Here is a 12978-nt window from a genome sequence, read left to right as displayed (position 1 = left end):
GCGAGGGCCGGCGCGCGGGCGATATCAACTAGGCGGCCTTGTCTTTCGGCTTGGCCAGCATCGACTTCAGATTATCGACCAGGCTCTTGCCGCTCGGAGCCTTCGGGTCGGCGCTGGCGCCTTCCTCGCTGGCATGGTTGAGGACCATGTTAGACAACTGGGTATAGGGCGCCGCCATCTTGCCCGTGGCGATTTCGGCCATCGGCTTGCCGAGCTTCGCCGCTTGCGCCGCGACCTTGCGGTCGTCGGGAAAGCTGATGTCGACGGGCCGCTCGATCGATTGCTCGAAATCCTTCTTGCTGATTTCGAGCGCGCCGCCGCTTGGCACGCGGTTGGCAATGACGATAATCTTGGTCTGCGGTGCGTTCGACTTGAGCCAGGCTAGGATGCGGATCGTGTCGCGGGTCGCCGCCAGCGTCAGTTCGCTGACCACCACCGCGACATGAGCGTCATGCACCATGTGGGGATATTGGATCAGCATATGCCGCGGCAGATCGAGCACGGTCGATTCGAAGGCATTCTTCATTTCTTCCTGAAGCTGGAAGAAGGCCGTGCCGTCGGTGATCAGCGGCTGATGAAGCGGGGCTTCGGCCGACAGGACCGACAACCGCTCGTTGGCACGGATCATTGCGCGTTCGATGAACAGTCCGTCGATGCGGCTCGGATTCTCGATCGCGTCGGTCAGGCCGCGGCCCGGCTCGAGGTCGAGCGCCAAGGCGCCGGTGCCGAAATGGACGTCAAGGTCGAGCAGCGCGGTCGAGCGGTGGGCCTTTTCGCCCAACAGCCAAGCCAGGCTGGTGGCGATGGTCGACGCCCCGACGCCGCCGCGCGTGCCGATGACCGCGGCCATGACGTGGGGCTTGTCGGCCTGCGCTTCACCGCCGCGCGGCCCCGAAAGGATCGACTGGGCATGGGCGAAGGTGTCGCGCAGCTGATCAACCGTGAACGGCTTCAGCAGATAGTCGTGGATGCCGCTGGCGACGAGATCGCGGTAGAGGCGGACATCGTTGACCTGGCCTGAAGCGATGACGACCGTGCCCGGCTCGCACACTTCGGCCAGCGCATTAATGTCGTTCAAGGGATCGGCCGATTCCGACAGATCGACGAACAGGATCGTCGGGCTGGCGGATACCGATAGCGACTGCACCGCGTTGCGCAGCCCGCCCTTGTTGACCTTCTCCGGCGACCAGCCATGCTCGACCGCCACCGGACGTAGCATGTCGGCGGTGGCGTCGTCGCAGACGAAGGCCGTGAAGGGATCGCGGAGGCCCGCACGTGCCTGAAACGGAGCGTTCATCACTAGTTCCCCTTGGTGCTGATGTCTTTCAGCCCCGATGCGCCGGTAGGAGGCGCCTTGCGGTAGGACTGAACCGCTTTGGACGCGGTCTGGGTGTCACCGATGCCGCTGCCTTCGCGCCCGTAGATGAGGTCTTCGGGGTTGGCGACCATCGCGGCGAGGTTGCTGTTCACCCCGCAACCGAAGTTCGACATGGTCTTGTTTTCCAGATTGGGCTGAGACGGAATCGACCAATTGGGGCAGTTGGGCACGCTGGCGCGGGTCCGCGACACGACGACGCGAACCGCGCCGATCGGAACGGCGCCCGGCGTGACCGGAGCACCGTTGTTGACCAGAAGGCCGTATTGCCCAGCGACCCGGGCGATGTCATCGCGGGCGCCATAGGCGGCAGGCCCGTCGATATAGATCGAGTCCCCATAGCCGAGCTGGAGCGAGCGGAACCAGGCGTCGAGGCGCGCGGCCTCGCTGGACGGAAGCGACCCGTCGGGCGCGGCGACATCGAACGCATAATCGGCACGCGACACGACTGGCACGTTGACCGAGGAGACGCCCCTGAGGCCATCGGTTGGCGAATTGGGGCCGCAAGCCGCTAGCGCGGTGGCGAGGCCCAGGAGAGCGAGTGAACGGCGCATCGTCTGTTCCTTCCGTTGCGTAGGGCGGGTCACAGCTTGAAACCGGGGCTGGCCGCGGCGGCGGCAGCGGCGGCGCCGCCGATTGCCGGGCCGGGGGAGGCGACGGCCTTTTGACCCGACACGCCGGTGTAGCTTTGGCCTTCGAGCATTTGCTCAACAGCCGTCGGCGAGCGATAGCCATCGGTCGGTAGTGCCAGTTGGCTCGACACCGGCCGCACCAGATAGGGTGTGACGATGATCACCAGCTCGGTCTCCGCACGGCGGTATTTGGTCGAGCGAAACAAGGCGCCAAGGATCGGCAGGTCGCCGAGGAACGGCGCCTTGTCGACATTGTTGGTATTTGCATTGCGCAACAGGCCGGCGATCATGAAGCTTTGGCCCGAACCCAGTTCGACTGTCGTTTCGGCGCGACGCGTGGTCAGGCCCGGAACGTTGTAGCCGTTGAGGCGGATCGAGCCTTCGTTGGTCAGCTCGCTGACTTCCGGGCGAACACGCATCGAGATGCGGCCGTCGGCCAGCACGATCGGGGTGAAGGCCAGGCCAACACCATATTGCTTATATTCGATCGTCACGGTGCCAAGGCTTTGCGAGACCGGTACCGGGAATTCGCCGCCAGCCAGGAAACTGGCGGTTTCACCCGATAGCGCCGTCAGGTTCGGTTCGGCGAGAGTGGTCACCAGGCCGTCTGCCTCGCTCAGATCGAGCGAAGACAGGACATCGAGACCAAATATCTTGCCGGCAATGCCAAGCGTCGTTCCACCCGGGAGATTGCCGACTTGAAACGGATTTGCCGACTTCACCGCAGTGCCGTCGCCCTGGGCGATGCCGAACAGCGTTCCGCCGGTCGAGTCGCGAGACAGGAGGTTGACACCCATCTGCCTGACCAGGCTGCGGTTGACCTCGGCGATCTTGACCTTGAGATTGACCTGCAGCGGCGTCGCTGAGCGGAGCCGGCTAACCACCTGCGTGCCATCTCCGACATAGGCCTGGACGAGGCGCTGGGCCTCCTCCACGTCGGTTGGCGAGGCGACCGTGCCGGTAAGCAGCACGAGATTGTTCATCGGCGTCGCCTGAATGTTCGCTTCGGGCATCGCCAGGTGAAGCATCTCGCCGACCGAGCCGGCATTGGTGCCGACCCGTACATTCGCGGCGTAGACCACCCGGCCCGACTTGTCGGTTGCGTAGATGGTGGTTTCACCCGACCCTTTGCCGAACACATAAAGTTGGGTCGATGAGCGCACCTGGACGTCGGCGATGCTATCGTTGGCGACGAACACGTCCGACATCGGCGACGACAGGCGGACCAGCGTTCCAGTGTTCTGGGACAGAGTCAGCGTTTCGGACGGACGCGCGGCACGCGACTGCGCGATGGCGGGGCTGGCGACGGCGAGGGTGCCGAAGCCGATAGCCAACGCGGCGAGGGCAGTGCCCAGGCGAGCGCGGCGGCGGGTCGAGATACTGGTCATCTTAATGAGCTCCCACAGGAACGTAGGTCACCGTATTGCCGCGAGCGACGCGAACGGCGGGACCGCTCGGGACCGATTGCGACCCGCCAGTGCCACCGGGCAGGCGATCGGTCAGCTTGCTGGTGAAGTCTTTCAGAACCTCGACGCCACGGTCGCCATCGGATTTGGCGCGAGAGGGGACGCTACGGCGCTGGAAGCGCGACACGTCGCCGCCGGTGGTGAAGGTCGTGTTGCCATCGGCAGGCCGGTTGGCGACCGTCAGCAGCATCTGCCGCTCCTGCGCCGGATTGGCGCCGGCCGGTACCTTGACTTCGCCCGAGGCGACGGCGCGCTCGAGCTCAGCCGAATTGTCGGCGATCGAGCGCAGCGCCAGGCTGAGCGAGCCCATCGACTGGGCGACGGCAATCTTTTCGGCGATCCGCGGCGTGGCTTCGAAGGTGACCGAGGCGAACGTCTTGACCTGGGTCTTGCCCTCCTCGTCCTTGCTGTCGATACGTTGATCGGTGGCGAGCACGCGCAGGTTGCGCACGATCGTCTCGGAAACCTTGAGCGGGGGGCCATCGCCGCCGCCCTCAACCGCCTGAGTCAGGACCATATCGACCCGGTCGCCCGGGAAAATGAAGCCGGCGACGCCGCTGGTGTTCGACACCGGAACCGTGACGGCGCGCATGCCCGGGCCGAGTGCCGCGGCGAGGAAGCCACGATCCTGCGGCCCGACCAGCGTGCCATGGGTCAGCGGCTGGCCGGCGGTGATCGGGTTGCGCACGACCGTGCCGAGCAGCTTAGCCATGTTGGAGTCGGGCGACCCTTCGGTGAAATAGGCGTTCTGCACCAATTCCTTGGGCCATGCCTGGAAGGCGAGGCTTTCGACATCGATGATCGTGCCGACCGGCAATGCCTTGCGCGCCACCAGAACCTTCGGCCCCATCGGTACGACCGGCGCCGCGTTGGCCTGTTCGGCCCCCGCTCCAGTGAACATGTTCTTGGCCATGACAGCGGTAACCACCGCGATGACCAGCGCTCCGATGAGCAGAGCAACTTTCTTGACGTCCATGGCGAACACGCCTTCCCTAAAGGGTCCCGTTGATGTTGCGGACCATCAGGCAAAATGGTTAAGAAAGCGTTGGGCGAGTAACCACAATCCGCCGAACGCGATGGCGACGCCATACGGAACTTCCGGACGGCCTTCCTTTTTACAGGCGCGGTGGGTGCCCATCACGATGAGGGTCAACACACCGCCGGCAAGCGACGTCAAGACGACCAGGAGAAGCGTGGCGGCGGGCGGGAACCACAGCGCCAGCGCTGCGGCAAGTTTGACATCGCCGCCGCCCATCGCCCCGACATAAAAGGCGATGGCGAACAGCAGGAACACCGCCACCGCCACCCCAACCCGAATTCCGCCGTCGGGCCAAAAAGCGACTCCCGCCGACCACCAGTAAAGCGGTGCGGCCAGCGCGATCGCCAGATTGACGCGGTTGGAAATGGTCAGGGTCCGAAGATCGACCACCGCTATCCAGACGAGCGTCAGGGCGAGCAGGCCGAGCAAAACCAAGGTGAATCCATCGTTGGTCATGGCATTCCCCTAGACGGCGCGCCTTTCCAAACCGTAACCAACCGCTTGCATGGACCGGTTCGACCTCTTGATCGTCGGCGGCGGGATTGCCGGAGCAAGTCTCGGCGCGCGGCTTGCGGGGTCAATGCGCGTGGCGCTGATCGAGGCCGAGGAGCATTGCGGCGTTCACGCCACCGGCCGGTCCGCAGCTTTTTGGCAGGCGAGCCTTGGCGGCAACAGTCCGGAGCGGCAATTGAGCCTGGCGTCGAAACCGATGTTCGACGCCGGCTGGCCGGGCACCAACACGCCGCTGTTGCGACGCCGCGGCGCGATACATTTGACCGGGCCGTGCGGCGAACGAATGGACGATGCGGCCGATTTGCGGGGAGAGGATGCCCCGATTCATCTCGACCGATCGGAGTTGGAGGCGGCGATTACCGGGCTGCGCGAGCAATGGACGGGCGCATGGTACGAAGCGAGCTGCGCCGACATTGAAGTTGCCGCCTTTCACGCCGCCTGTCTTGCCGCCATGCGCCGCCGCGGCGCTGTCATCAGGACCGACGCCGCCCTTCGCTCTGCGCGCCGTCACCAGGGTCGATGGGTCGCCGAGACCAGCGACGGGGCGATCGAGAGCCAAATGCTGGTCGATGCCGCCGGCGCCTGGGGCGACGATGTCGCGCTGCGCTCAGGTGTAAGGCCGCTCGGGCTGGAGCCCAGGCGGCGAACCGTGGTGCAGTTGAGAGTCGGCCGGCGCGGTCTTCGCGATCTCCCCTTCGTCACCGACCTTCACACCAGCTTCTATTTCAAGGGCGAGAGCGACAACAGCATATGGGTCTGCCCGCTCGACGAGACGCCGGTCGACCCGTGCGATGCCGCGCCCGAGGAAATCGATATCGCCGTTGCTATCGAACGGTTCGAGCATGCGGTCGACTGGCCGGTCGAAGCGGTCGAGCGCAAGTGGGCTGGACTGCGCACCTTCGCGCCGGACCGGGCGATGAAATTCGGCTTCGATCCGCTCGTTCCGGGCTTCTTCTGGTGCGTGGGGCAGGGAGGCATGGGCATCCAGACGGCGCCGGCGGCATCATTGCTCTGCGCCGCGCTGATCAAGGGCGATACACTGCCCGGCGAGTTGGCCGGCATCGACGCCGCCGACTTCCGGCCGCTCGAACGTCGCTAGCGCCGCGCGTCGGCCTCGGCGCAGGCGAGCGCGTCGGCGCGCTCGTTCTCGGCATGGCCGGCGTGCCCCTTGACCCAATGCCATTCGACCCGGTGCCGCTCGGCGGCGTCGAGCAGCGCCTGCCAAAGCTCGGTATTCTTGACCGGCTTGCGGTCGGCCGTGCGCCAGCCGTTGCGGCGCCAGCCGTGGATCCATTTGGTGATGCCGTCGCGGACGTAGACGCTGTCGGTGGTCAGGCGGACACGGCACGGTTTCTTGAGGGCCTTGAGCGATTCGATCGCCGCCATCAATTCCATCCGGTTGTTGGTGCTCGGCGACTCGCCGCCGGAAAGCTCAAGTTCCTTGGGCCCGAAGCGCAGCACTGCGCCCCAGCCGCCCGGGCCTGGGTTCCCCTTGCAGGCGCCATCGGTAAAGATGTCGACTTGAGGCAGTTCGACCATGCGTCAGACAACAAGCTCGCGCGGCAGCTTGAACACCATGTTCTCGCTGACGTGCGCCGTCTCCTCCTCGGTGACGCTAAAGCGTCCGGCCAAGGCCTCGACCACTTCGCGAACCAGCACTTCGGGGGCCGACGCCCCGGCCGTGAGACCCAGCGTGCGAGGTGCACCCAGCCAGTCCCAATCGATGTCCGCCGCGCGCTGAATCAAGCGGGCCGGAACATTCATTCGCTCGGCGACCTCGACCAGGCGTAGCGAGTTGCTGCTGTTGGGGGCGCCGATCACCAGCATCCTTTCGCACTGCGCAGCGATCGCCTTAACGGCGCCCTGGCGGTTTGACGTGGCGTAACAAATATCCTCGCCCCTCGGCGCGCGAATCGAAGGGAATCGTCGTTGCAGCGTTTCGACGATGGCAGCCGTGTCATCGACCGACAGCGTCGTCTGGGTGAGAAAGCTCAAGCGATCGGGATCATCGGCGACGATTTTCTCGGCGTCCTCGACCGTCTCGACCAGGGTCATCGTTCCATCGGGAACCTGGCCGAACGTGCCGAGCACCTCGGGATGGCCGGCGTGGCCGATGAACAAAATGTGCCGTCCGGTCTCGATGAGCCGCTGCGCCCGATGATGGACCTTGCTGACCAGGGGGCAGGTGGCATCAAGATAGTCTAGGCCCCGCGCTTCGGCGGCGGCGGGGACGATTTTCGGCACGCCATGGGCGGAAAAGACGACCGGCCGGCCGTCGGGCACCTCGTCGATTTCCTTGACGAACACTGCGCCCATCCCGCGCAGCCGGTCGACCACGAACCGGTTGTGAACGATTTCATGGCGGACATAGACCGGCGGACCGAACCGGTCGATCGCCAGCTCGACGATCTTGATCGCCCGATCGACGCCAGCGCAAAAGCCGCGCGGCGCGGCGATCAACAGGTGGAGCGGGGGTAGGGTGGCGGCCATTGCGCGCGATGTAAGCGATTGCTTGCAGCCAGCCAAGGCGCTTCCTATGAACGCAGGCCAACATCCCCCGCGCGCCCAAAAGGAAATCGCTATCTTGACGCTTCGCTTTACCGCCCTTGCCTTGGTCCTGATCGCGTCGGCCTGTTCTCGCGAAGGCAACATCGAGGATGGCGGCATCTACATCACCCGTTCGGCCTGTCCACAGGTCGGCATCCCGGCCGCGACCGGGGACATCACCTTGTTCAACCCGTCGAATCGGACCGACGCGGCGGCGCTCGACGTGTCCGCGGCGATCACCAACGTCCGTTCGACCTGCGACGAGAGCGGCGCCAACGTCGTGTCGACCGCGACGTTTGACGTGGTCGCGACGCGTCGCGATCCCAGCCAGGCGCGAACGGTCGTCCTCCCTTATTTCAGCGTCGCCATGCAGGCAGGGAACCAGGTCGTCGCCAAAAGGCTGGGCAATGTCGGGCTGAATTTCGCGGCGGGCAGCGTGCGTGCGCAGACTTCCGGCCAGGCAACGATCCAGGTCTCGCGGTCAATAGCCACCCTGCCGGAAGAGGTTCGCAAGGAATTGACACGCAAGCGCAAGCCGACCGATGCCGATGCGTCGGTCGATCCCCTGTCGGACCCCAAGATTCGCGACGCGGTCGCCCGCGCCACCTTCGAACATCTCATCGGCTTCCAGCTCACCCAGGAGCAACTGCGCTACAACGCCACGCGCTGATCAATTGGCTAAGACAGCCCGAGAAGCTTATGAACGGGCGGTAAGAGATTTAGCCGCCGTCGCTCAGACGTTGCGAAGCGAGGGCAAGGGCGACGAGGAAATTGGCCGAGCGCTTGTTCTACTCAGGAACGATCTCAAAAAGGCCTTTCGGGCTTTCGATCCACCAGCTGCTGTTGAATTGATGGAACGTCGAAATTTAGCGAAATATGGCGACCCGATCGGCCCTGGTGCCGATTGGTTCTACGTCCGTTACGGCAATTGGTTCGCAGTTATCGAAGCGGCGTGTCGGCCTGCGCACTTGAGTGACTCACTTTAATGGCTTAGATGCCGAGCGGAGCTGCGCATGCAATTGCTTAATCTTAATCCATCTCGCGTTAGCCTCGAGTTTTCGCTCGAGGAATGGCCGATCGTTTCTCGCCGGCTCAAGAGATACGGCAATATTGGGACTGAAAGATTCACTTCTTTCGATGCGATGAAATTCGGATCTGAGGAGTTTCTTTTTGTTTCCGATGAGGACAATCTTGCTCTTATCTCGCAGAGCCCGCTTGGCGATGTGATGCTCCGTCGTATCTTTGAAGGAATTCGGGCTCGACCGTCGGCCCGCCAACAGAGGCTTTCCTTCAGAGCGCGACCGGGCACGGGTTTCGGCCGACTCCGTTTGACTCGGCAGGCGGCCTAAGCCAAGGCAAGCCAGTCATTCGCGGACAGGTAACGGTCTGCGGGAGGCAAGCGCGGGAGAGTTTTCGTTCGAGCAATCGAATGAGACGCCGAAGGAGCAACCGCCCCCGGAATCTCTCAGGCACAAGGACCGCGCCTGCTCGACAGTCTGGAAAGTGCCTCGTCCTCGGACGCGGCCGCCGAAGGGGTAACCCTGGGTACGACGCCCAGGGGAAAGCTCTCAGGTACTCGCGACAGACGGGGGTTCGTGACGGACGCGCCAGGCGGCGCGGGCGGCACGGGCATCTTGGGAGCGCGCGATGACTGATGTGACCGAATCGATCCAAACTTTGCCGCTCGACGGCTGGCACCGCGCGCATGGCGCCCGAATGGTCCCGTTCGCCGGCTATGACATGCCGGTCCAGTTTGATGGCATCATGGCCGAGCATCTGTGGACGCGCGAAAACGCCGGCCTGTTCGACGTCAGCCATATGGGGCAGTTGCTGTTTGGTGGCCCGGACCTCGACAAAGCACTCGAAACGCTGCTGCCCGGCGACCTGCTCGCGCTGAAGGACGGCCGGCTGCGCTATTCGATGCTGCTGTCCGAGGACGGCGGAATCCTTGACGACTTGATGGCGACGCGTCGCGGTCACCAATTCTACCTCGTCGTCAACGGCGCGACCAAGGCGGGCGACATCGAGCAGTTCGAACGGCGGCTGCCGCGAACCGTCGTTCTCGATCATATGAAGGAGCAAGCGCTGCTCGCCCTTCAGGGGCCCAGTGCGGTGGCGGTGCTCGATACGCTGCTCCCCGGAGTGGCCGATCTGACATTCATGCAGGCGGGTCTGTTCGATTGGGGCGAAAAGCCGCTGTGGATCAGCCGGTCGGGCTATACCGGGGAGGATGGGTTCGAAATCTCGGTCGCGTCGCGCGATGCGGCGATGCTGGCCGACGCGTTGGTCGCCGACGGCCGGGTCAGACCGATTGGACTAGGCGCGCGCGATTCGCTGCGGCTCGAGGCGGGGCTGCCGCTCTACGGTCACGACCTAGATCCGGGGACGACGCCGGTAATGGCCGACCTTTTATTCGCGATCGGCAAGCGCCGCCGCGCCGAGGGTGGCTTTCCGGGCAGCGCGCGGATCCTGGCCGAATTGGACCAAGCCTCGGTGCAGAAGCGGGTCGGGCTGCTGGTCGACGGCCGCCAGCCGGTCCGCGAGGGCGCGTTGATTCTCGACGGCGAGGGCAATGAGGTCGGCCGAATTACGAGCGGTGGTCATTCTCCCACACTCGGGCGGCCGATCGCCATGGGCTATGTCGCGACTGCTCGGTCCGTGCTGGGCACCCGCCTGAAGCTCCAGCAGCGTGGCAAGCTGTTCGAGGCCGAGGTGACGCCAATGCCGTTCGTCCCGCATCGCTATTTCCGCAAGACAGGAGCTTGAGACGATGAACCTTTATTTCACCGGCGAGCATGAATGGATCCGGATCGAGGGCGACACCGCCACGATCGGCATTTCCGATCATGCCCAGGAGGCGCTAGGCGACATCGTCTTCGCCGAAGTCCCGGAGCAGGGCCGCGCGCTCAACAAGGGCGACGAGGCAGCCGTGGTCGAATCGGTCAAGGCCGCGTCGGATGTCTACGCGCCGGTCGCGGGCGAGGTCATTGAGGGCAATCCCGCCCTGGCGGACGATCCCGCGCTGATAAACCGCGATCCGGAAGGCGAAGGCTGGTTCTTCAAGATGACGCTGGCCGACCCATCCGAGGTCGATGGGTTGATGGACGAAGCCGCCTATCGCGAGTGGGTGAAAACGCTCTGATCGCCCCGCCCGCCTTGGGAGAAATTGGCGCGTCGACAAGCCAGTGGGACGCGGGTGATTATGCTCGGGTCGGGGGGTTTGTCCCTGCGCTGGGGCAGGCCGCGCTCGATCTGCTCGATCCGCAGCCGGGCGAGCATATCCTCGACGTTGGCTGCGGCGACGGGACGCTGACGCTCAAGATCAAGGACGTAGGCGCGGATGTCGTGGGCATCGACAACAGCCTGAGCATGGTCGGTGCCGCCCGGGCCAAGGGCCTAGACGCGCGATTGATGGATGCCGCGCAGTTGAAATTTGCCGAGGCGTTCGACGCGGCATTCTCGAATGCTACCCTCCATTGGGTGATCGACAAGGAACGCGCTGCCCGCGCGATTTGGTTCGCGCTTCGCAATGGCGGCCGTTTCGCTGGCGAGATGGGCGGCGACGGTAACCTCGCCAGCCTCCGCGAGGCGCTCGACGACGTGCTGGTGGCGCGTGGCTTCGGTCCGCCCACTTATGCCGCCAACTGGTATCCGACGGTCGAGGATTTCACCGCGATCTACGAGAACGCCGGGTTTAAGGAGATCGACGCCCGGCTGATCGAGCGTCCCACGCCGCTTGAGCATGGCGTGGCGGCTTGGGTCACTACCTTTCGTCGTGGCTGGCTCGACCGCGCTGGCGTTCCCGTCGAGGAGCGCGCCGCAATCGCTGATGCCGTCGCGACCCGCGTCGGAACGACATTAGCCGACTATGTCCGCCTCCGCTTCATCATGAGGAAGCCAAGATAATGCGTTATTTGCCGCTGAGCGATGCCGATCGCTCTGCCATGCTCGACACGATCGGCGCCGCCTCGATCGACGAATTGTTCAAGGATGTGCCCGAAGAGGTGCGGCTGGCCGGGCCGATCGCGGGCCTGCCTATGCAAGCAAGTGAAATGTCGGTCGAGCGCCAGCTTGGCGCGATGGCCAAGAAGAATATGGTCGCGGGCGAAGTCCCCTTTTTCCTTGGTTGCGGGGCCTACAAGCATCATGTGCCCGCCAGCGTCGACCACATCATCCAGCGCGGCGAGTTCCTGACCGCCTACACGCCCTATCAGCCGGAGATCGCGCAGGGCACGCTGCAGGTGTTGTTCGAATTCCAGACCCAGGTCGCCCGACTGCTGGGGTGCGAGGTCGCCAACGCGTCGATGTACGACGGTTCGACCGCCTGCTGGGAAGCAATCGGCATGGCGCGGCGGATCACGCGGCGGTCCAAGGCAATTTTGTCGAGCGGGCTTCACCCCCACTATGTCTCGGTTTGCCGGACAATGGCCAAGTTCACCGGCGACACGCTCGATACCGAATTGCCCAGTCTTGACGCAGCGACCGATGCCGAGCGGCTAATCGCCAGCATCGACAAGGAGACGAGTTGCGTCGTCGTCCAATATCCCGACATCCTCGGCCGCATCGCCGACCTGACGCCGATCGCCGAGGCGGCGCACGCCGCTGGTGCGCTGCTGGTCGCGGTGGTGACCGAGCCGGTCGCGCTCGGCCTTATCAAGGCGCCGGGCGAAATGGGCGCCGACATCGTCGTCGGCGAGGGCCAGTCGATTGGGGTCGGGTTGCAGTTCGGCGGGCCCTACGTCGGCCTGTTCGCAACGCGCGAAAAGTTCGTCCGGCAGATGCCCGGGCGGCTGGCGGGGGAAACGATCGACGCCGAGGGCAAACGCGGTTTCGTGCTGACCCTTTCGACCCGCGAGCAGCATATTCGCCGCGAAAAGGCGACGAGCAACATCTGCACCAACTCCGGCCTTTGCGCGCTGGCGTTCAGCGTGCACATGACGCTGCTCGGCGAGAAGGGGCTGCGGCAACTCGCCGAGATCAATCATTCGCGCGCGGTCGAGGTCGCCGAGCGGCTGTCGGCGATCCCGGGAGTCAGCCGCGTCAACGACGCTTTCTTCAACGAATTCACGCTTAAGCTGCCGATCGAGGCGCGCCCGGTGGTTCATGCGATGGTCGAGAAGGGTGTGCTCGGGGGGGTGTCGCTCGGGCGGCTATACCCCGGCGAAGCGTCGCTTGAAAACGGCTTGGTCGTCGCGGTTACCGAAGTGGTCTGCGACGAGGATATCGACGCGCTGGAAGCGGCGCTCAAGGAGTGCTGCGCATGAGCGCCGTCAATCCCTCGGGCTGGCGCTCGTCGAGCCCAGCGAGCAACGCCGCCGCCACGCCTGCCACCACCACCGGCAACCGCGCGCTGATGCTCGAAGAGCCTTTGCTGTTCGAGATTGGCAGCAGGGATCAGTGCGGGGT

Annotated in this window: 13 protein-coding genes and 1 riboswitch; of the genes, 6 read left to right on the top strand and 7 right to left on the bottom strand. The window is 64.6% G+C overall.

Translation table 11 applies throughout. From position 1 onward, the window contains the following. Positions 1 to 28: 28 nt before the first annotated feature. From H0W65_RS10600 to H0W65_RS10580, 5 genes are read right to left on the bottom strand one after another with little or no spacing between them, the layout of a single operon-like run. Positions 29 to 1297 (bottom strand): pilus assembly protein CpaE, encoded by a 1269-nt coding sequence (locus H0W65_RS10600; protein ID WP_294007429.1) that lies wholly within the window; start codon positions 1295 to 1297, stop codon positions 29 to 31. A gap of 2 nt (positions 1298 to 1299) precedes the next feature. Further along, positions 1300 to 1929, bottom strand: coding sequence for a CpaD family pilus assembly protein (locus H0W65_RS10595; protein ID WP_294007427.1), 630 nt, complete (start codon positions 1927 to 1929; stop codon positions 1300 to 1302). Between the two features lie 29 nt (positions 1930 to 1958). Beyond that, positions 1959 to 3395, bottom strand: coding sequence for a type II and III secretion system protein family protein (locus H0W65_RS10590; RefSeq protein WP_294007426.1), 1437 nt, complete (start codon positions 3393 to 3395; stop codon positions 1959 to 1961). A gap of 1 nt (position 3396) precedes the next feature. Then, complete coding sequence (cpaB, locus tag H0W65_RS10585; RefSeq protein ID WP_294007424.1) at positions 3397 to 4449, bottom strand: Flp pilus assembly protein CpaB; 1053 nt, start codon at positions 4447 to 4449, stop codon at positions 3397 to 3399. A 45-nt stretch (positions 4450 to 4494) separates the two neighbouring features. Next, on the bottom strand, positions 4495 to 4968 hold the full coding sequence (locus H0W65_RS10580; protein ID WP_294007422.1) for a prepilin peptidase: 474 nt from the start codon (positions 4966 to 4968) through the stop codon (positions 4495 to 4497). Positions 4969 to 5017: 49 nt separating this feature from the next. On the opposite strand from H0W65_RS10580, the gene H0W65_RS10575 reads away from it, so the two are divergent. Continuing rightward, positions 5018 to 6124 (top strand): FAD-binding oxidoreductase, encoded by a 1107-nt coding sequence (locus H0W65_RS10575; RefSeq protein WP_294007420.1) that lies wholly within the window; start codon positions 5018 to 5020, stop codon positions 6122 to 6124. Here the strand turns inward: H0W65_RS10575 and rnhA are convergent. Together rnhA and ispH are read right to left on the bottom strand one after the other, a co-directional pair. After that, entirely contained in the window at positions 6121 to 6564 is a 444-nt protein-coding gene (gene rnhA / locus H0W65_RS10570) for a ribonuclease HI (RefSeq protein WP_294007418.1), read from the bottom strand. The two genes, H0W65_RS10575 and rnhA, sit on opposite strands and share 4 nt — an antisense overlap. Positions 6565 to 6567: 3 nt before the next feature. After that, the gene (gene ispH / locus H0W65_RS10565; RefSeq protein WP_294007416.1) at positions 6568 to 7515 is read right to left on the bottom strand and encodes a 4-hydroxy-3-methylbut-2-enyl diphosphate reductase; all 948 of its coding nucleotides are present in this window, start codon (positions 7513 to 7515) and stop codon (positions 6568 to 6570) included. Positions 7516 to 7609: 94 nt separating this feature from the next. Here ispH and H0W65_RS10560 point away from each other — a divergent pair, with 94 nt between their 5' ends. The 5 genes from H0W65_RS10560 to gcvPA all read left to right on the top strand — a co-directional run bounded on the left by H0W65_RS10560 (position 7610) and on the right by gcvPA (position 12836). Further along, positions 7610 to 8242: a hypothetical protein gene (locus H0W65_RS10560; protein WP_294007414.1), complete on the top strand. Its 633-nt coding sequence runs from the start codon at positions 7610 to 7612 to the stop codon at positions 8240 to 8242. Between the two features lie 722 nt (positions 8243 to 8964). Beyond that, positions 8965 to 9063, top strand: a riboswitch (glycine riboswitch). Positions 9064 to 9219: 156 nt separating this feature from the next. Then, positions 9220 to 10338 carry a glycine cleavage system aminomethyltransferase GcvT gene (gene gcvT, locus H0W65_RS10555; protein WP_294007412.1) on the top strand — a complete coding sequence of 373 codons (1119 nt, stop codon included), beginning with the start codon at positions 9220 to 9222 and terminating at the stop codon, positions 10336 to 10338. 4 nt (positions 10339 to 10342) lie between these two features. After that, positions 10343 to 10714: a glycine cleavage system protein GcvH gene (gcvH, locus tag H0W65_RS10550; RefSeq protein WP_294007410.1), complete on the top strand. Its 372-nt coding sequence runs from the start codon at positions 10343 to 10345 to the stop codon at positions 10712 to 10714. After that, positions 10696 to 11478, top strand: a complete 783-nt coding sequence (locus H0W65_RS10545; RefSeq protein ID WP_294007408.1) for a trans-aconitate 2-methyltransferase — start codon at positions 10696 to 10698, stop codon at positions 11476 to 11478. Before gcvH ends, H0W65_RS10545 begins: the two co-directional genes overlap by 19 nt. Continuing rightward, positions 11478 to 12836 (top strand): aminomethyl-transferring glycine dehydrogenase subunit GcvPA, encoded by a 1359-nt coding sequence (gene gcvPA / locus H0W65_RS10540; RefSeq protein WP_294007406.1) that lies wholly within the window; start codon positions 11478 to 11480, stop codon positions 12834 to 12836. The genes H0W65_RS10545 and gcvPA overlap by 1 nt, the downstream gene beginning before the upstream one ends. Positions 12837 to 12978: the final 142 nt, after the last annotated feature.

The sequence above is a fragment of the Sphingomonas sp. genome, assembly GCF_013816785.1.
Taxonomy (GTDB): Bacteria; Pseudomonadota; Alphaproteobacteria; order Sphingomonadales; family Sphingomonadaceae; genus Sphingomicrobium.
The sequence above is the reverse complement of the archived record's forward strand: the minus strand, read 5'-3'. Positions and strand labels throughout refer to the sequence as shown.

Bases quoted from the DNA above. Each gene is read 5' to 3' on its own strand.
- gcvT (WP_294007412.1), top strand. From the start codon at position 9,220: ATGACTGATGTGACCGAATCGATCCAAACTTTGCCGCTCGACGGCTGG.
- cpaB (WP_294007424.1), bottom strand. From the start codon at position 4,449: ATGGACGTCAAGAAAGTTGCTCTGCTCATCGGAGCGCTGGTCATCGCG.
- H0W65_RS10590 (WP_294007426.1), bottom strand. From the start codon at position 3,395: ATGACCAGTATCTCGACCCGCCGCCGCGCTCGCCTGGGCACTGCCCTC.
- H0W65_RS10595 (WP_294007427.1), bottom strand. From the start codon at position 1,929: ATGCGCCGTTCACTCGCTCTCCTGGGCCTCGCCACCGCGCTAGCGGCT.
- H0W65_RS10575 (WP_294007420.1), top strand. From the start codon at position 5,018: ATGGACCGGTTCGACCTCTTGATCGTCGGCGGCGGGATTGCCGGAGCA.
- rnhA (WP_294007418.1), bottom strand. From the start codon at position 6,564: ATGGTCGAACTGCCTCAAGTCGACATCTTTACCGATGGCGCCTGCAAG.
- H0W65_RS10580 (WP_294007422.1), bottom strand. From the start codon at position 4,968: ATGACCAACGATGGATTCACCTTGGTTTTGCTCGGCCTGCTCGCCCTG.
- H0W65_RS10600 (WP_294007429.1), bottom strand. From the start codon at position 1,297: ATGAACGCTCCGTTTCAGGCACGTGCGGGCCTCCGCGATCCCTTCACG.
- gcvH (WP_294007410.1), top strand. From the start codon at position 10,343: ATGAACCTTTATTTCACCGGCGAGCATGAATGGATCCGGATCGAGGGC.
- gcvPA (WP_294007406.1), top strand. From the start codon at position 11,478: ATGCGTTATTTGCCGCTGAGCGATGCCGATCGCTCTGCCATGCTCGAC.
- ispH (WP_294007416.1), bottom strand. From the start codon at position 7,515: ATGGCCGCCACCCTACCCCCGCTCCACCTGTTGATCGCCGCGCCGCGC.